This is a genomic window from Corynebacterium sp. KPL4015, assembly GCF_040225725.1.
Lineage (GTDB): Bacteria > Actinomycetota > Actinomycetes > Mycobacteriales > Mycobacteriaceae > Corynebacterium > Corynebacterium rhinophilum.
The window spans coordinates 19,597-36,999 of record NZ_JBEHGF010000027.1 but is presented as its reverse complement, the minus strand read 5'-3'; the positions used below and the strand labels follow the sequence as shown (position 1 = coordinate 36,999).

The following is a 17,403-nucleotide window of genomic DNA, read 5'->3' as shown; positions in this document are numbered from 1 at the left end:
CTTCGGTAACACCGTAGTCATTATCGGTGAAACTCCTTCTAGATCAGAGCCTCACACACAAACTTCCTAACACCCTCTCGACACTTGAGCCTAACCTCCGGATGTGCCCACTTTCCGGGGTTAGGCCAAGCATCACAACGCTGTGCTCGTCGCACTCGCTCGCCGACGAATCAACGTCCTCTTTGCCATGACGCGAAATCACAAGCATTACCCTGACCCCGCCTCAGTTAAAGAAGCCGCAGCAGCCTACCCCCATAACCGCGAAACAAGCCGACTGGGCAAAATCCCAGTCGGCTACTAGGTGCACATAAAACGACACTAAGTCAGAGATCCGTCCCTGGCCGCCCCTACCGGCGAAATTTGGCAACTAAGTAGGGACACCCTGCGTACGTTCAGTACACTCTGAGGCCCACAGCTTTCGCCAGACTCAAGCGCATATAAGCCTGGGAGTTCAGTATGCGCCAGGCGTGATGCAGGGTACTTAGAAGCCCATGCCGCCCATTGCATCAGCGTCAGGCATAGCGTTGTTGGAGCCGGCAGGCTCTGGCTTGTCAGCCACAACAGCCTCGGTGGTCAAGAACAGCGCTGCAATGGACGCAGCGTTCTGCAGTGCAGAACGGGTGACCTTAACCGGGTCGTTGATGCCGGATTCCATGAGGTTTACGTACTCACCGGTAGCGGCGTTAAGGCCCTCGCCGGCAGGCAGGCCAGAGACCTTGTCTGCCACGACGCCGGGCTCGAGGCCAGCGTTGTGGGCGATCTGCTTCAGCGGTGAAGACAGTGCCTCGCGGACGATCTTCACGCCGGTTGCTTCATCGCCTTCAGCCTCGATGGAATCAAGAACGGAAGCGGCCTGCAGTAGGGCAACGCCACCGCCGGCTACGATGCCTTCTTCCACGGCTGCCTTGGCGTTGCGGACAGCATCCTCGATGCGGTGCTTGCGCTCCTTGAGCTCAACCTCGGTAGCGGCACCAACCTTGAGCACGGCCACGCCACCGGAGAGCTTGGCCAGGCGCTCCTGCAGCTTCTCGCGGTCGTAATCGGAATCGGAGTTCTCGATCTCAGCGCGGATCTGCTTGATGCGGCCGTCGATCTGCTCCTGGGTTCCAGCGCCCTGGACGATGGTGGTCTCGTCCTTGGTGACAACAACCTTGCGGGCCTGGCCCAAGTACTCCAGCTCGGCGGTCTCGAGGGAGAGGCCAACTTCTTCGGAGATGACCTGGCCGCCGGTCAGGATGGCCATGTCCTGCAGGGTGGCCTTGCGGCGGTCACCGAAGCCCGGAGCCTTCACGGCAACGGACTTGAAGGTGCCGCGGATCTTGTTGACCACGAGGGTGGACAGGGCTTCGCCCTCGACGTCCTCTGCAATGATCAACAGCGGCTTGCCGGACTGCATAACCTTCTCCAGCAGTGGGACAAGGTCCTTGATGTTGGAGATCTTGGAGGACACCAGCAGGATGTAGGGATCCTCAAGGACTGCCTCCTGGCGCTCCATATCGGTGGCGAAGTAGCCGGAGATGTAGCCCTTATCAAAGCGCATACCCTCGGTAACCTCGAGGTCAACGCCGAAGGTGTTGGACTCTTCCACGGTGATAACGGAATCCTTGTTTACGGAACCGTTGCCCACGGTGTACATTGCCTCAGCGATCTTCTCACCGATTGCTGGGTCTGCAGCGGAAATACCAGCGGTGGTAGCGATTTGCTCCTGGGTTTCTACTTCCTTTGCGGAAGACAGCAGGGAGTCCACAACCTTCTTGGTAGCGGTCTCGATGCCGCGCTTGATGCCCATGGGGTTGGAACCAGCAGCTACGTTGCGCAAACCCTCACGCACGAGTGCCTGTGCCAGAACGGTTGCGGTGGTGGTGCCGTCGCCGGCGACGTCATCGGTCTTCTTGGCAACTTCCTTGACCAGCTCGGCGCCGATCTTCTCGTAAGCATCCTCGAGCTCGATTTCGCGAGCGATGGAAACGCCGTCATTGGTAATGGTCGGCGCGCCCCAGGACTTTTCTAGGACGACGTTGCGACCCTTAGGGCCGAGGGTGACCTTGACTGCGTCAGCCAGAGTATTCAGGCCGCGCTCAAGGCCGCGGCGGGCCTCTTCATCAAAAGCGATAATCTTTGCCATAGTGTTTGTGCTCCTTGGATTTATTGAGGACGACACTCACGTCTTTCTCGCTGCGGACGCCCGCGACGGCATGGCTGGTGAGTGTGAACCAACCTCAACCACAACGATGGAGATTTATCTAGCACTCATTCTATGCGAGTGCTAACGCCTATTCTGGCACTCTCCTACCCCGACTGCAAGGTGCCACGCGCTTGCCTTTAGCGATCTTGCGCCCACCCCACTCACCGTTATTCTCCCCGCTCTACGCAATCCTCAGAACCCCGCCATTAGATAGCACAAAGGCGCCTCCGCAGAGGCGCCCGATATATCGCTCGGCTCTTTCCTTTTATATAAAGGAAGAGCTGAGCGCGAAACGGTTAAACACGACTAATTTCCTCGTGTTTCCGTGCGGGATGCTATTTCGCAGGCGCCTGCACCTTGCGCGCGGTCCAGCGGAAGATGAAGCTTATCGCGGCGATGAACAGCACGATTCCAAGCACCGTCGCAGAGGTTCCGCCGGAGAATACCTCGAGCGGACTATCTCCGCCGGAGGCGGCAATAATGGCGGCGTTGACCACGCCGAAGAGGGACTCGCCCACGATGAGGCCAGTAGCCAGCAGGGTTCCCATGCGCTTAGCAAAATCTGGGCGGGATTGCTTGGCCGCCCATTTATTGTAAAAGGTGCCCAAGATGGCGCCGATCGGGATGACGACGGTGAGCGCGGCCGGAAGATACATGCCCATACCAACAGCCAGTGGGGACAGCGAACCCTTCGCAGTGAACTTTTGTAGGCACTCATCCACGATGATCAGGACGGCGCCGATGCCCATACCAGTAAAGATGAGGCTCCAGTTCAGGGAATTTTCAAAAATGCCAGAAGCCACCGAGGACATCAGGGCGGCCTGCGGGGCGGCCAAAGCATCCTCACCGGCGCCCTCCATGCCTTGGAAACCAAAACCGGTGAGCATGAGCTGCAGGATGGGCGGGATCACCAGGGAGCCGAAGACCACGCCGATGATCAGCGCCACCTGCTGTTTCCACGGGGTAGCGCCGACCAGCTGGCCAGTCTTTAGATCCTGCAGGTTGTCATTGGAGATGGTGGCGATGCCAAAGACGATGGCCGCGGTAAATAGCGTATAGGCCACCAGCGAGAACGGTTCCGCGCTGGTACCGCGGGTCACGGCCGCGATGACCAAGGAGGCCGTCAGCACGGCGATCACGCCAATAGAAGAAATCGGCGAGTTAGACGCACCAATCAAACCGGCCATATAACCACACACGGAGGCAATGATTAGGCCGACCAGCAGGGTAAAGACGACAGAGACGGTAATGAGCACCACCATGTGATCATGAATATCGGTACCTTGCACGAAGTCCCAGAGCAATAGCGCAATGGGGACCATCAGCACCACGATGGTGGTGGCCACATAAGGGAAGGGAATATCGCGCTCGGTCACATCGACCGTGCCGCCGGATTTGCGGGTGCGCGATGAGGCCAAGGACTGGCGGATGCCCACGGTAATCGGGCCGGCGATCTTGATGAGCGTCCAGATGGCGGCAATGGCCATGGTGCCCACGCCGATGAACCGGATGTCATCGGCGAAGGTGGTATCGACGACATCGGCAAGCGCGGCAGCAGGGCCCACATCGCCCGAAGTGCGGATGGGTAGCAAGATGAAATAGGAAATGACGACACCGACCAGCATGGCAATCCCCACCGGCAGGCCCACCAAGTGGCCCACACCAATCAGCGCGGTGGACAGGCTCGCACCCAACGTGGTGGCGCCGGAGCCGAGCTTGAAATAGGTAGCAACCTCAGAGGCCGCAGCCTTCATTGCGGTCAGCAGCGCCATAGCGGCAGAGATAACACCGCCTACGACGATGACGCGCAACCCCTTGGCGTTCTCCTCGTGATTGGCGCCATCGCCGCTCTCGTCGCCGACTTTCAGAACCTCTGCGGCGGCAACGCCTTCTGGATAGGGAAGATCGGAGCCGGTGACCAGAGCGCGGCGCAAGGGAATGGAATACATCACGCCCAGCACACCGCCGATGATGCACACACCAGCGGTTTTGAAAAAGCCAAAGCCCTGCCAATATCCCACCATGACCAGGCCGGGTAGGACGAAGATGATAGCGGACAAGGTGCCTGCGGCCGAGGCGATGGTCTGCACGATATTGTTTTCTTTGATGTTGTGCCCAGAAAAGCGGCGCAACACCGCCATGGAAATCACGGCGGCGGGAATGGAGGTGGCAAACGTCAGGCCTACTTTCAGGCCGAGGTAGACGTTAGCTGCGGTGAAAATGAGGGTAATCAGGCCACCGATGATGATCCCGCGCAGGGTCAACTCGGGAAGGCTGGCCTTCGAACCGGCGGCGGAGGCTTGCGTAGTCGCCATGCCAGGTCCTTTCTAGTATTACTGCAATGGTTTTAATCTCAATCATCTTCGCGTCGGGCACTGGAAGGCGTCTGGCGGGAAGATGGGGAAAATTTTAGGCCACTGCCGCCCGCGTACCTATTCCATTTACTTTATGGCCCCGTGCACGGCAAGGTACCGTAGATTGCATGACAGATATGATTGACAGCATACGTAGCGACCGCGACACCATCTTCCGCCAGCTCAGCGAGCTCGTGGGATTCAACTCCGTGCACAATGAGCCGGGCTTGGAAGACCAAGCCCAGGGCGCAAGCCAGTGGGTGAAGGCCGCGCTGGAAGAAGCCGGGGCAACGGTAGAAACCATCACTACCGCGGATGGCTCCACCGCGTTTTTGGGCGAGCGCAAGGGCGAGGAAGGTGCCAAGACCGTCCTGTTGTACTCGCACTACGATGTCGTGCCCGCAGGAGACCGCGCGGCCTGGGAATCCGATCCGTTCACCCTGACCGAGCGCGCCGATGCCGAGGGCACCACCCGCTGGTACGGCCGCGGCGCCGCAGACTGCAAGGGCAACGTGGCCATGCACCTAGCGGCCCTGCGCGCACTGGAGGCCAATGGCGGTACCAAGGTGAACCTGAAGTACCTCATCGAAGGCTCTGAAGAGCGCGGCGGCGAGGGCCTGTCCCAGCTCATCAAGGACCGCCCGGACCTTTTCGCTGCCGATGCCATCCTAATTGCAGATGCCGGCAATGCCGCGGTGGGCCAGCCCACCTTGACCACCTCCCTGCGCGGCGGCGCGCAGATTGAGGTCGAGGTCAATACCCTGGCCGCGCCCGTGCACTCCGGCCAATTTGGCGGCGCGGCCCCAGATGCGGTGAAGGCGCTGATGCGCACGCTGGATTCGCTCACGGATGAATACGGCCGCACCACCATCGATGGCGTGGATACCAGCGCCCACTGGCAGGGCCAGGAATACCCGGCCGAGGCCTTCCGCGGCGATGCGCAGCTGCTCGAGGGCACCGAGATCATGGGCTCCAAGGCCCCAGAAGGCGCTACCCCGGTGGCAGACATGGTGTGGTCCCGCCCAGCCATTTCCGTGACCGGCTTTACCTCTACCCCGGTGGCTGAGGCCGTCAATGCCGTTCCCGCTACCGCGGCCGCCAAGCTGAACCTGCGCGTTCCGGCCGGCACCGATGCCCGCGCCATTGGCGAGGCCGTATGCGAGCACGTGAAGAACCACGCGCCGTGGGGCGCGCACATCAAGGCGGAGGTCGTGGAGGCCAATGCTGGTTTTTCCACCGACCCGGAAAAGCCCGCCGTGGCACTTTTGGGCCAGTGCCTATCCGAGGCTTATGGCAAGGACACCGCAGCGCAGGGCATGGGCGGCTCCATCCCGCTGACCACCGAGCTGCAGGAGGCACACCCCAACGCGGAAATCGCGCTTTACGGCGTGGAGGAGCCCAAGTGCACCATTCACTCCGCCAATGAGTCCGTCGATCCCACCGAGATCGAGCACGTCGCCGCTGCGGAGGCGCTTTTCTTGCAGCGCTACGCATAGAAAAAAGAGCGCAACGGGTGGCATATAATACTGTGCGCTAAAAATAATCTTTCGAAGTTGTGGAAAAACCGGTAAACTTTCGACGAGTTGACCCCGTTTCCGGCCACGCTGCTTGCACAAGTGGGACAGTTCGTACTCGGCCGAGTACGAACTGTCTTGGTGTGTATATGCTCCCGGTGCATATCGTCACGCCCCGCGGCAACGAGGGTCTGAGAACTTGACACAACCTAAGGAGCGCAGATTCCAACGTGCTAATACTTCTGGGTGCCCTCATCGTTGCCACCGTGGTTGCACCGCTGCTCATTATGAATGTGGGCCGCCCAGCCTTTGGTTTATTGGCAATAGTTCCCGGTGTCGGTTTCGTGTGGACCCTCGCGCACTTTGCCCGGGGCACCTTCCGCGACGGCGGCGCGCTGAATTACACCATCGAGTGGATGCCGGCCGCGCACCTCGCCGTGGATCTGCGCATGGATGCCCTGGGCGGGCTCTTTAGCCTCATCATCTTAGGGATGGGCGCTTTGGTCCTGCTGTATTGCTGGGGTTATTTCGATTCCACGCGCCGCCGGCTTGCCATGTTCGCCAGCCAAATGGTGGGGTTTGCCACCGCCATGTTTGGGCTTGTGACCTCCGATAGCCTGCTGCTCATGTACGTCTTCTGGGAGATCACCTCCCTCTTGTCGTACCTATTGGTCAGCTACTATGCCGAGCGCGCCTCCTCGCGCCGCGCTGCACAGCAGGCCCTGATGGTCACCGTCATGGGCGGCCTCTCCATGCTGATGGGCATCTGCCTGCTCGGCCGGCAGACCGGGGCGTGGACGTTTAGCGAAATCAGCGCATACGATCACTTCCCCCAAACGCCGTACGTCACCGTCGCCATCGTGCTTATCCTGGTCGGTGCGCTCACCAAATCCGCTATCGTGCCGGCACACTTCTGGCTGCCGGGTGCGATGGCAGCACCAACCCCGGTCTCGGCGTACCTGCACTCCGCGGCCATGGTCAAGGCCGGAATTTACCTGGTCGCGCGCCTGGCACCGGATATGTACGAGGTAGCCACCTGGCACCTCGTGGTCATTTCCTTAGGCGTATTTACCATGCTGCTCGGCGGCTGGATGGCGCTAAAACAAAAGGATCTCAAGCTGATTTTGGCTTATGGCACGGTTTCCCAGCTGGGCTTTATTACCTCCATCGTGGCGGTTGGCTCCCGGGAAGCCATGCAGGCGGGCCTGGCGCTCACCTTTGCCCACTCACTCTTTAAGGCTGCACTCTTTATGGTGGTTGGTGCCATCGATCACTGCTCGGGCACGCGCGATATTACAAAGCTATCCGGCCTCGGGCGCAGGCAGCCCTTCCTCTATGGCATCGCAGTTATCTCCGCCCTGTCCATGGCGGGTGTTCCCCCACTCTTTGGCTTCGTGTCCAAGGAAGCCGTGCTGGAATCCACCATGCACGAAGAGCTGCTCATTGGTATGCCGCGCAATATGATCCTGGTGGCTTATGTGGCAGGCTCCATCCTCACCATGGCCTATGCCCTGCGCTTTTTGTGGGGCGCCTTTGCCACCAAGAACCTCCCGGACGATAAAGACGGCGTCTCTAAGGCTGTGGCCACGATGCACAAGGTCAATGTGGGCCTGTGGCTCGCCCCGGCCGTGCTCACCGCGCTGACCATCGTGCTCGGCATCGCGCCGCAGGCGCTCTCGGCGGCCATCGATCAGCACCTCGATTCCACCTTTGGGACAGGTGACTACCACGGCCTGGCCCTCTGGCACGGATGGTCGGTGACCTTGGGCGTATCCGCCATCATCATCGTGGCCGGAATCATCGTCCACTGGCGCCGCCAGGTACTCGAGCAATGGCAGTTTGCGTACCCCGCGCTTGGTGATGCCGACGCTGTCTACGACAAGGTCATCTCCACCCTGCGCAAGCTCTCCCTGCGCACCACGGCCGTTACCCAGCGCGGTTCGCTGCAGCTCAACCTGACCGTTATCTTCGCCACCGTGATGGTGCTGCCGCTGACGATGCTGATTACCGGTGATCTCACGGATATCCGCATGGTGGTTGCAGAAAACCCCTGGCAGGTCGTCGCCGCCATCATCATGATGGTGGCCGCCATCGCCGCCACGGTCACCGATAACCGCCTCTCTGCCGTCATCATCGTCGGCATTACCGGCTATTCCTTATCCTTCGTCTTTGCCATCCACGGTGCCCCGGACTTGGCGCTAACCCAGCTGCTGACAGAAACCATCATCATGGTGCTATTCATGCTGGTGCTGCGCCGCATTCCGGCCTCTACCGAGTGGAAGCAGGACCCGAAGATGGGCCGCCTGCGCGCGTGGCTATCCGTCGGCACCGGCCTGACCGTCACCATCGTGGCGATGTTCGCCATCAACGCGCGGTCTGCCGAACCCATCTCGCAGTACATGCCGGAGCTGGCCAAGGAGATTGGCCACGGCGCCAATGCCGTCAACGTCTTGCTGGTGGACCTGCGCGCCTGGGATACCTTTGGGGAGATCACGGTCATTATCATCGCCGCGCTCGGTGTAGCTTCCCTGATTTACCGCACCCAATCCTTCTCCAGGGACAGCCGCCGGCCCACCCTGCAGGTCACGGGTCGCCGCTGGCTGGCCGCGGGCTCGGAATCGGAGCAGGCGCTCAACCGCTCGCTGATGATCGATGTCTCCACCCGCGTGCTCTTCCCCTCCATGATGGCGCTGTCGTTCTACTTCTTCTTCGCCGGGCACAATGCGCCAGGCGGCGGTTTCGCCGGTGGCCTTGTGGCCGCTCTCGCGCTCATCCTGCGCTACCTGGCCGGTGGCCGCGCGGAGCTCGATGAGGCCCTGCCCATCGATGCCGGGCGCACCATGGGCGCTGGCCTCTCCTTCTCCGCCCTGGCGGTGGTGGTGCCGATGTTCTTTGGCTACCCGCCATTTACCAGCGGATATACCTCACCCGAGATCCCGCTTATCGGCGCGGTCTCGCTGCCTTCGGCGCTGGTCTTTGACTTGGGCGTCTACCTCATCGTCGTGGGGCTAACGCTCTACGTGCTCAGCTCGCTCGGCGCCAAGCTGGATGAGGAAGAAGAGATGCGTAAGCAACGCGCTCGCGACCGCGCCCGTTCCCTGGCGCGGAAGAACCGGGAGCGCAGCACCAAGCAAAAGGCCCAGCGGGCGCAAAAACAAGAGAAGAAAAAAGAAAAGATACCAGCCGCAACGAGCTCTTCCGGCACAGGTTCCGGGGACAACGCAGGAAAGGAGAAATAAATGCAAGCCAACCTCTTCCTCCTGCTCGCCGCCGGAGTAATGGTTTCTGCGGGCATCTACCTTTTGCTCGACCGAGCCATGACCAAGATGCTGCTCGGGCTGCTCTTGCTGGGCAATGGCGCCAACCTCTTCATGCTGCAGGCCGGCGGCCCTGCGGGTTCACCGCCCATCGATGGCCGCGAGGCCGAGCCTTATGGCAGCGATATTGCGGATCCTCTCACCCAAGCGATGATCCTTACCGCCATCGTCATTTCCATGGCACTGACGGCCTTCATCCTTACCTTGGCCTACCGCCAGTACCGCTACCGCACCGCCGACGTCATTGAAGATGACGCCGAAGATACCGCGATTGCCGCCAAGGCCTCCAAGCCCGGCAATGCCGCGGCGAGCGCAGACCACGATGCCTCCAATGACCCCGCCACCGGGCGCGCCACCAAGGAAGGCGATAATTTCGGCCCCGAATCCTTCGAGGAGCCGGTGAAGGGAGCCGAAGATGACTGAGCCATTCCACCAAGCTGCCGAAACGATGTACCCGTACGTCGGTGTGCTTATCCCGCTGCCCATTATCATCCCGGCCGTGGCCGCAGCGCTCTCGCTGCTGTTTGCCCGCATGCCTAATGTGCAGCGCCAGATCGCCTTTTTCTCCCTGCTGATTACGGCTGCGGTGAACGCGAGCCTGATCATAATAGTGGATTTCCATGGCATACAGACGCTGCAAATAGGCGGCTGGGACGCTCCCGTGGGCATCACGTTAGTGGCGGACCGGCTCTCCACGATGATCCTCTTTACCTCGTCTGTGGTGCTGTTCTCCGTCATCTGGTACGCCATTTCCCAGGGTGTGCGCGATGGCACCAAGGATGAACCCGTCGCGGTCTTTTTGCCCACCTACATGTTGCTGACCATGGGCGTGAATATCTCCTTTTTGGCCGGCGACCTATTTAACCTGTACGTCGGCTTCGAGGTCTTCCTCGTGGCTTCGTACGTGCTGTTGACCTTGGGGGCATCGGCAGGCCGCGTGCGCGCCGGCGTGGGTTATGTGATGGTCTCGATGGCCTCATCCATGATCTTCTTGCTGGCCCTGGCATATGTCTATGCCTCCGTCGGCACCATGAACATGGCCCAGATTGGCCAACGCATGCAGGACATCCCGGAGGGCACCCGCACCGCCATCTTCGCCACCTTGCTCGTGGCCTTTGGCATTAAGGCAGCAGTGGTGCCGCTGGCCGCGTGGCTGCCAGACTCCTACCCCACCGCGCCCTCGCTGGTCACGGCCGTGTTCGCCGGTCTGCTGACCAAGGTCGGTGTGTATGCGATCATCCGCGCGCGCACGTCCATTTTTACCTATGGTGGGCTCGATACCGTGCTGATGTGGGTGGCGCTGGCCACCATGCTGGTGGGCATCTTGGGCGCCATCGCGCAGACCGATATTAAGCGTTTGCTCTCCTTTACGCTGGTCAGCCACATCGGCTATATGATTTTCGGCGTCTCTTTGGGCACCGCCCAGGGGCTATCCGGCGCTATTTTCTACGCCATCCACCACATTTTGGTGCAGACCGCGCTCTTCTTGGTCGTCGGCCTTATCGAGCGCCAAGCAGGTACATCCTCGCTGCGGCGCCTGGGCTCGCTAATGTATTCCGCTCCGCTTATCGCCGTGCTGTATTTCATCCCGGCCATCAACCTGGGTGGTGTGCCGCCGTTCTCTGGCTTCCTGGGCAAGATCATCCTCATTCAGGCAGGTGCCAATGAGGGCTCCTGGATGGCGTGGGTGCTCATCGGCGGCGCGCTGGTGACCTCGCTGCTGACGCTCTACGTCATGATGCTGGTCTGGGCCAAGGGCTTCCAGCGCGACCGCGCTGATGCCCCCGAAGGCAATGTCGCCCTAGCCCGCCCGGCCCCACTTTCTGATATCACCGATGAGGTCGAATTTTCCTCCCGCCAGGATGTCGGCCGCGTGCCGTTCGGCATGGTGGGTGCCACGGCGCTGCTGGTCATTGCCTCGACCTCGATTACCTTCCTGGCCGGCCCGATTTCCGGTGTCACCTCCCGCGCAGCCGAATCCGCACAGGATACCTCCATTTATCAGTACGCCGTACTGGGAGAAAATGCAGATAACCCCACCCGGCACCTTGACCAGAAGGACCGCTACGAAGGCGGCGCGGACTCGTACAAGGAGCGCAGCCACCTGCTGCCAGACCCCGGGCCGGCGCACGATCCGGAATCCGGCGACAAGGAGAAGCCAAGCTCGGACGCACCGGCGAAATCGGAGGCACCAGAAAGCCCTACCCCAGTAAAGAAGGAGGCCCGCGATGACTAAGAGCCGCTTTGCCGGTGTGCGCTACCGATTCCGGCCGTGGTTTACCGTCTGGATCACGGTCATGTGGTGCATGCTCATGGGTGAAATCACGGTGGGCAATGTCGTCGGCGGCCTCCTCGTCGCCCTGGTCATCGTCTTCGCCCTGCCGCTGCCGGCGATGCCGATTGCCGGCGTCGAGGTCGCGTGGGGCAAATTCCTGCGATACATGCTGCGCTGGTTCTGGGAGCTGTTTTATGCCTCCCTCAAGGTGGGCTGGCTGGCCTCCCGGCCGCAGCCGCTGCCTAAAACCGCCATCCTGGAATTGCCGATGCGCCTGGAAAATGAGTTCATTCTCTCCCTTGCGGTGACCCTGTACAACCTGCAGCCGGGTGGAACGGTGACAGACATTGACATCGCCAATCGCATGATCACCATCCACATCCTGGATGCTCGGGATGAGGCGCAGATCCAGCGCGAAATCGATGCCGTGTCCCGTCTAGAATCTTCCATGATCGAGATCTTTGAAAGGAGCCACCCATAATGGATCCGCAGATCTATCACGCCATCCTGCTGGTTCCCGCATTCCTGCTATGGGTCTCCGTATTAATCACCGTCTGGCGCATCATCACCGGGCCCAACTCCCTCGACCGGCTAGTGGGAATGGACGGTTTTACCGCGATGTTCCAATGCGCCCTGGCGACCTATATGTGCTGGTCGCTCGATACCTCCGTGGTCTCGGCCATGCTGGTCATCGCGCTGCTCGGCTTCATCTCCACCGTGTCTGTTACCAGGTTTAGGAAGAGGGATAACCAATGAGTTGGTCTCTAATCGCAGATATCCTCTCGCTCACCCTCGTCATCAGCGGCAGCCTGCTCATCCTCGCCGCCGCCATTGGCTTGGCGCGCTTTAAGGACACCATGTCCCGCGTCCACGCCGTGAGCAAGCCGCAGACCACCGGTCTTATCCTCACCATCATGGGTGCGTTCATCCGTATTACTGGCGCGGAATCTTTCAGCATGGCCGAGCGTGGTGATTTGGGTATGCTTATTTTGCTGGTACTGTTTGCGATGTTTACCAGCCCGGTAACCGCGCAGCGCACCTCACGCATTGCACGCCGTGAAGGCCTGTATGGTTCCGAGGAATCGATGTCGCGCAATGACCGCCCCGCCGGCCGTTCGCTGCGCCGCAAATAGGAGGCACCTTTAACCGTGAAAAAGCTCTACGGACTGCCTACTCTGGCCGCCCTTTTGATTGCCTTCTTTATTTTCAGCATCTCCCGCTATAGCAAATACGACGGCCCCAATGCCTTCATCTGGCGCGTGCCACTGGATTTGAAGATTTACTGGCTCGCCGGCGGCGAGGTGGCTGACGGCGCCAATCTTTATGACAACGCCTATATTGGCGATCTTCCTTTTACCTACCCTCCCTTTGCCGGCACGCTGTTCAAGTGGATTTCCGCGCTTGCCGATGACCCCCTTATCATCCTCTGGCAAGGCGGCACCATCCTTGCCTTATTGGCCGTCATCCTCATGGTCTTCCACGAGCGCGGCCTTAAACTTTCGCCGTTGACCTGGGTGGTTGCCATTCTGCTGGTGCTGTGCGCCCCGGCCGTAGAGCCGATGTACGGCACCTTGTTCTACGGCCAGATCAACGTCTTTTTGATGTTCTTGGTTGCCCTCGACGTCATTCCAAAGAAGTGGGCACTGCCAGGAATTGGCATCGGCCTCGCCGCAGGCTTGAAGCTCACCCCAGCCTTTATGGGCTTAGTGCTCCTTTTCCAGAGGCGCTGGTGGCAGGCGGTTATCTCCGTCCTTACCTTCGCGGTGACCGTTGCGATTGGTTTCGTCACCATTCCGGATGCCGGGGTGTTCTGGACCGATGCCATCTTTAATTCCTCGCGCGTGGGTGAACACACCAACCCTGGTGCGCAATCCATTCGCTCAGTCATGGTGCGCGCCTGGGGCATCGACGGCGGCTGGATGTGGCTCGCCGCTGTCGCGGTCGTCTTCGTCTTGACCTGCCTGGCCCTGCGCACCGCGATGAAGCACAAGAATAACTCCGCCGCCGTGTCCATTGCCGGCATTAGCGCATGCTTGGTCTCGCCCTTTTCCTGGTACCACCACTGGGTCTGGATCTTCCCGCTGGCTATCGTGGTTCTCATCTCCGTCAACCAGGCACTGGGCAAGCGTTTGCGCGGTGTTATCGGCGCGCAAGTAGCAGCACTCATTTCCTTCGCGGCCATGTGCGTGGTGCTCCTGCCCTTTGTCTCCGCAGCTTTTTGGCTCGAAGCCTCCAACCGCTCTCTGAACCATGTGGACTTCCAGCCTTGGGCTCTGCTCTTTTTCACCGGCTCCGGCATCCTCTACATCTCCTTTTATGCGCTGTGGGGATTTATCCCCGGCACCCAACCCAGCGAGGAAGACGCTCCCAGCGGACGGCACGCGGCACAGAACGCTACCCAACCACAGCACCACGTCCAGCCCCAGCACGCCCAGCAGGAGCATGCTCAGCCGCAGCACACTCAGACAGCCGGTGCTGCCGCACGGGGTTCTGCCACTACCGACGAAACCGCACAGTTCCCGGTATTTAACCCTGAGACCCGCGAGTTTCCGTCCACCGAGGGCTATACCGATATTCCGGCTCCCCCGTCCTACGGTGGCCGCCACGCACTCGATAACGACTAGCGGCACGCCGCCGCGGGCTGCAGCAGCCATCTCCGCGCCGCCGCGTCGGCCGCGCCCAGCTACTTCCAGTGCGGCTCTAGGCGTGCGATCACTGAGTGCGCAGGCCCAGTCGGCGATCGGTTAGCTAATTAGCGCACCGGCCGGTAGGTGTGAAGCTCGCGGCAGGTTTCTTCGACGACGTCGCGCCAGCTGCCGGTTTCTTGGAAGAGGCGGCGTTGGCGTTCGTATCCGGCGCCGCCTTCGATGATTTCATGCACCAAGGCCAGCTCCTCCGCACAGCCTAACTCGCGGGCTAAGGGCGTTAGTTCTTCTACCATCTGGGCCAATTCATCTTTGACCCAGGCCTCGTCCGTATCGCGCGAGGTAATAACGAGGGCATCCATGCCGTAGCGCGCACCGCGCCACTTATTTTCCGCCACGTGCCACGGCTGCAAGACGGGTAACTCCTCGCCGGCATCAATCATGCGGTCATAGTGCACGACCAAGCAGTGCGTTAGCGCGACGACTGCGGATAGCTCCCGCAGGTTCGAGGTGGCATCGGATACGCGGACCTCTACGGTGCCCCACTTCGAGGCCGGGCGGATATCAAAGTGCATCGAGCCGGTGTGATTGATGACCCCGGAAATCGCCTGATCCCGCATATAGGACTGCCACTCGTCCCACGTGAAGAACTGGTAGGGCATGCCTGCGGTAGGCAGCTGTTGATAGAGCATCGTGCGATTGGAGGCGTAGCCCGTGTCCAATCCTTCCCACCCCGGCGAGCACGCAGAAATGGCCAAGAGGTGGGGGTACTTCGTCATCAACGCATTGATGATGGGCCAGACGCGGTCCTCGTGGCTGATGCCCACGTGGACGTGGGTACCCCAGAGCAGCATCTGCTTTCCCCAATACTGGGTGCGGGCGATGATCTCTTGATAGCTGGGTTTATCTGAAAGCGGGTTTTCCCGGAAATCCGTAAACGGGTGCCCGCCAGAGGCCCACACATCGATGCCGAGCTTGGCCGCGGCTTCTTCCACGGCGGCCAGCGAAGTTCCTAGCTCCATAATGGCTTCCGGCACCGTGGAGCAAATGCCCGTGACTAGTTCCACCGTATTCTGGAGGAATTCTTTTTCCACGTGAATATCGGGGTGGGCGGCAGTAGCGAGATCAATGAGCTCAGCACCACGCGGGACGAGATCGCGCGAGTCGCGGTCCACGAGCGCGACTTCCCATTCCACCCCGAGCGTGGGCTCGGGGGAACGGGCGAATACTTCTGCCGGAATCTTCACCTGTCCAGCTTAACGGGTAGGCGGTAATATTCCATGAATTTTATTTAGGCCTGTGGGACTGCGAGGGCGACCACGACGGCTCCGTCCTCGGTGGCTTCCTTGGGCAGGTCCCTATTCATAGGCTTGACTTCTGCCTGGTAGCGCGCGGCAACTTCCCTGGCCAGGGACTCTGCGGAGGCATCGCCTTCTGGATAGAAGACGGTGGTCTTGGGCACGGTCAACACGTCGCCTGGCAGGTTGCCCACATAGCCCACCTTGAAGCCACCGTCCTTCAACACATCTGCTTCGTTTTTGGCCTTATCGGATTCACCGGAGTTATTGAGCACGCTGACCTTAATGTCATTGCGGTCGCGCGCAGCGGACGGCGCGTCGTTGCCGCCGGCCCGGGCTGCATCCCCGGTGCGGTCGGAATCTTCGCCGCGCGCACCGTCCTCACGGCCCGCATCGCGGTTGGCTTCGTCCTTGGCGTCGCCGTTCGGGTGCGCGTTATCGCCCTCGCCTTCGCGCGGCGGTTGGTTATTGGCCCCGTCGCGGGAGCCATCGTCGCGCGCGCCATCCGCGGCAGGACCCCCGGCGCCATTGCCCTCCTGGCCTCCATTAGCTGAACCGTCTGACTTCGACTGCTCGGAATCAGAAGCTACGGTCGAATCGTCGTCTTCTGAGGTCATGGCATAAAGGCCCCACAGGCCGAGCATCACGGCCACGGCGATCAACACCATCGCAAGCCCGCGCAGTGGTAAACCGCCCTTCTTAGCGTGGGCGCCTCCCCCACCGCCGCCGGTTCCGGCCGCAGCGGCTCCTGCTCCGGCACCTGCAGCGCCAGCGGCAGCAGCGTCGTCGTAGGCGTCGTCATAATAAGCATCGCCGTAATCGGCCGCGGCGGCATCGCCAGCGGCGTCGTCGAATTGCTGGTCGTATAGATTATCCGGATTCTCTTTAGTCACTTCAGTAACATTAGTAGCCGGTTCTAACGCGGTGGGGTATTTCCCCGCGCGGCGCGCCGCGTATTTTCACGCTCCTCCCGCAGGCGCTTCAGCCGCGCCACCAAGAGGGGATGGGATTCGGCGGCAGCAGGGACATCAAGAAGCAGGTTCAGCCGTTGGTGATAGCGCACCGGCGAGATATCCAGCTGCGCACGAATGGCCTCTTCCTTGCGGCCAATGCTGCGCGGGGTGGCTTCCTCAAAATCTAAGATGGCGGCGTCTAGGTCAGACAAGGGGTTCATGCCTAAACTGTAAAGCATGACTATTCGCCCCATCGTTATCCACGGCGACCCCGTGCTTCATCAGCCCACCACGCCGGTGGAAGAATCCGAGATTTCCAGCCCAGAGATGCAACAACTCATCGCGGACATGTACGAGACCATGGAAGTTGCCCATGGCGTGGGCTTGGCTGCGAACCAGGTGGGCATCGGCAAGCGGCTCTTCGTCTACCACTGCCCGGATACCGAAGGCCCCGATGGCACCGAGCTGCCCGCGGACAAGGCCGGCATGCGCAAGGGGTGCGTTATCAACCCGGTGCTGGAGACCTCCGAGATTCCAGAGACCATGCCTGCCGATGACGGCTCCGATGACGAAGGCTGCCTCTCCGTGCCGGGCGAGGGCTTTCCCACCGGCCGTGCCGACTGGGCGCGCGTGACCGGCAAGGACGAGCACGGCAACGACATTACCGTGGAGGGCTACGGCTTTTTTGCCCGGTGCCTGCAGCACGAGACCGGTCACCTCGATGGCTACGTCTATACCGATACCCTCATCGGCCGCTACAAGCGGCAGGCCAAGAAGGCCATTAAGCGCAATGGTTGGACTGAGCCGGGCTACACCTGGATGCCGGGTGAAGACGAAGATCCCTTCGGGCACGACGATTAAT

At 60.8% G+C, this 17,403-nt stretch carries 14 protein-coding genes; 9 read left to right on the top strand and 5 right to left on the bottom strand.

Annotation, left to right across the window (positions count from 1 at the left end; genetic code table 11):
• Window positions 1-481: 481 nt before the first annotated feature.
• Complete coding sequence (groL, locus tag ABRP64_RS09800; RefSeq protein ID WP_284783043.1) at window positions 482-2,125, bottom strand: chaperonin GroEL; 1,644 nt, start codon at window positions 2,123-2,125, stop codon at window positions 482-484.
• Window positions 2,126-2,520: 395 nt separating this feature from the next.
• The gene (locus ABRP64_RS09795) at window positions 2,521-4,500 is read right to left on the bottom strand and encodes an OPT family oligopeptide transporter (protein ID WP_284770466.1); all 1,980 of its coding nucleotides are present in this window, start codon (window positions 4,498-4,500) and stop codon (window positions 2,521-2,523) included.
• A 167-nt stretch (window positions 4,501-4,667) separates the two neighbouring features.
• Between ABRP64_RS09795 and ABRP64_RS09790 the strand changes: the two genes are divergently transcribed.
• From ABRP64_RS09790 to ABRP64_RS09755, 8 genes are all read left to right on the top strand, one after another.
• On the top strand, window positions 4,668-6,035 hold the full coding sequence (locus ABRP64_RS09790) for a dipeptidase (RefSeq protein ID WP_284770465.1): 1,368 nt from the start codon (window positions 4,668-4,670) through the stop codon (window positions 6,033-6,035).
• A 248-nt stretch (window positions 6,036-6,283) separates the two neighbouring features.
• Entirely contained in the window at window positions 6,284-9,292 is a 3,009-nt protein-coding gene (locus ABRP64_RS09785; RefSeq protein ID WP_284850330.1) for a Na+/H+ antiporter subunit A, read from the top strand.
• The gene (locus ABRP64_RS09780; protein ID WP_284770463.1) at window positions 9,293-9,793 is read left to right on the top strand and encodes a Na(+)/H(+) antiporter subunit C; all 501 of its coding nucleotides are present in this window, start codon (window positions 9,293-9,295) and stop codon (window positions 9,791-9,793) included.
• Entirely contained in the window at window positions 9,786-11,606 is a 1,821-nt protein-coding gene (locus ABRP64_RS09775) for a Na+/H+ antiporter subunit D (RefSeq protein ID WP_349866309.1), read from the top strand. The genes ABRP64_RS09780 and ABRP64_RS09775 overlap by 8 nt, the downstream gene beginning before the upstream one ends.
• Entirely contained in the window at window positions 11,599-12,126 is a 528-nt protein-coding gene (locus ABRP64_RS09770; RefSeq protein WP_237801145.1) for a Na+/H+ antiporter subunit E, read from the top strand. The genes ABRP64_RS09775 and ABRP64_RS09770 overlap by 8 nt, the downstream gene beginning before the upstream one ends.
• A complete protein-coding gene (locus tag ABRP64_RS09765) occupies window positions 12,126-12,401 on the top strand; it encodes a monovalent cation/H+ antiporter complex subunit F (protein WP_023018012.1) in 276 nt (91 codons plus the stop codon). The genes ABRP64_RS09770 and ABRP64_RS09765 overlap by 1 nt, the downstream gene beginning before the upstream one ends.
• A complete protein-coding gene (locus ABRP64_RS09760) occupies window positions 12,398-12,778 on the top strand; it encodes a monovalent cation/H(+) antiporter subunit G (protein ID WP_284641896.1) in 381 nt (126 codons plus the stop codon). The genes ABRP64_RS09765 and ABRP64_RS09760 overlap by 4 nt, the downstream gene beginning before the upstream one ends.
• A 15-nt stretch (window positions 12,779-12,793) precedes the next feature.
• Entirely contained in the window at window positions 12,794-14,269 is a 1,476-nt protein-coding gene (locus tag ABRP64_RS09755; protein WP_349866307.1) for a glycosyltransferase 87 family protein, read from the top strand.
• Window positions 14,270-14,397: 128 nt separating this feature from the next.
• Here the strand turns inward: ABRP64_RS09755 and ABRP64_RS09750 are convergent, their stop codons facing one another.
• From ABRP64_RS09750 to ABRP64_RS09740, 3 genes are read right to left on the bottom strand one after another with little or no spacing between them, the layout of a single operon-like run.
• A complete protein-coding gene (locus tag ABRP64_RS09750; RefSeq protein WP_284770460.1) occupies window positions 14,398-15,537 on the bottom strand; it encodes a glutamate--cysteine ligase in 1,140 nt (379 codons plus the stop codon).
• A 44-nt stretch (window positions 15,538-15,581) separates the two neighbouring features.
• Window positions 15,582-16,481, bottom strand: a complete 900-nt coding sequence (locus tag ABRP64_RS09745) for a LytR C-terminal domain-containing protein (RefSeq protein WP_296090943.1) — start codon at window positions 16,479-16,481, stop codon at window positions 15,582-15,584.
• Between the two features lie 23 nt (window positions 16,482-16,504).
• Entirely contained in the window at window positions 16,505-16,780 is a 276-nt protein-coding gene (locus tag ABRP64_RS09740; RefSeq protein WP_349839369.1) for a DUF3263 domain-containing protein, read from the bottom strand.
• On the opposite strand from ABRP64_RS09740, the gene ABRP64_RS09735 reads away from it, so the two are divergent.
• Window positions 16,779-17,402: a peptide deformylase gene (locus ABRP64_RS09735; protein WP_239268507.1), complete on the top strand. Its 624-nt coding sequence runs from the start codon at window positions 16,779-16,781 to the stop codon at window positions 17,400-17,402. The two genes, ABRP64_RS09740 and ABRP64_RS09735, sit on opposite strands and share 2 nt — an antisense overlap.
• Window position 17,403 lies beyond the last annotated feature (1 nt).

Bases quoted from the DNA above. Each gene is read 5' to 3' on its own strand.
- ABRP64_RS09760 (WP_284641896.1), top strand. From the start codon at position 12,398: ATGAGTTGGTCTCTAATCGCAGATATCCTCTCGCTCACCCTCGTCATC.
- ABRP64_RS09740 (WP_349839369.1), bottom strand. From the start codon at position 16,780: ATGCTTTACAGTTTAGGCATGAACCCCTTGTCTGACCTAGACGCCGCC.
- ABRP64_RS09775 (WP_349866309.1), top strand. From the start codon at position 9,786: ATGACTGAGCCATTCCACCAAGCTGCCGAAACGATGTACCCGTACGTC.
- ABRP64_RS09735 (WP_239268507.1), top strand. From the start codon at position 16,779: ATGACTATTCGCCCCATCGTTATCCACGGCGACCCCGTGCTTCATCAG.
- ABRP64_RS09795 (WP_284770466.1), bottom strand. From the start codon at position 4,500: ATGGCGACTACGCAAGCCTCCGCCGCCGGTTCGAAGGCCAGCCTTCCC.
- ABRP64_RS09765 (WP_023018012.1), top strand. From the start codon at position 12,126: ATGGATCCGCAGATCTATCACGCCATCCTGCTGGTTCCCGCATTCCTG.
- ABRP64_RS09770 (WP_237801145.1), top strand. From the start codon at position 11,599: ATGACTAAGAGCCGCTTTGCCGGTGTGCGCTACCGATTCCGGCCGTGG.
- groL (WP_284783043.1), bottom strand. From the start codon at position 2,125: ATGGCAAAGATTATCGCTTTTGATGAAGAGGCCCGCCGCGGCCTTGAG.
- ABRP64_RS09780 (WP_284770463.1), top strand. From the start codon at position 9,293: ATGCAAGCCAACCTCTTCCTCCTGCTCGCCGCCGGAGTAATGGTTTCT.
- ABRP64_RS09790 (WP_284770465.1), top strand. From the start codon at position 4,668: ATGACAGATATGATTGACAGCATACGTAGCGACCGCGACACCATCTTC.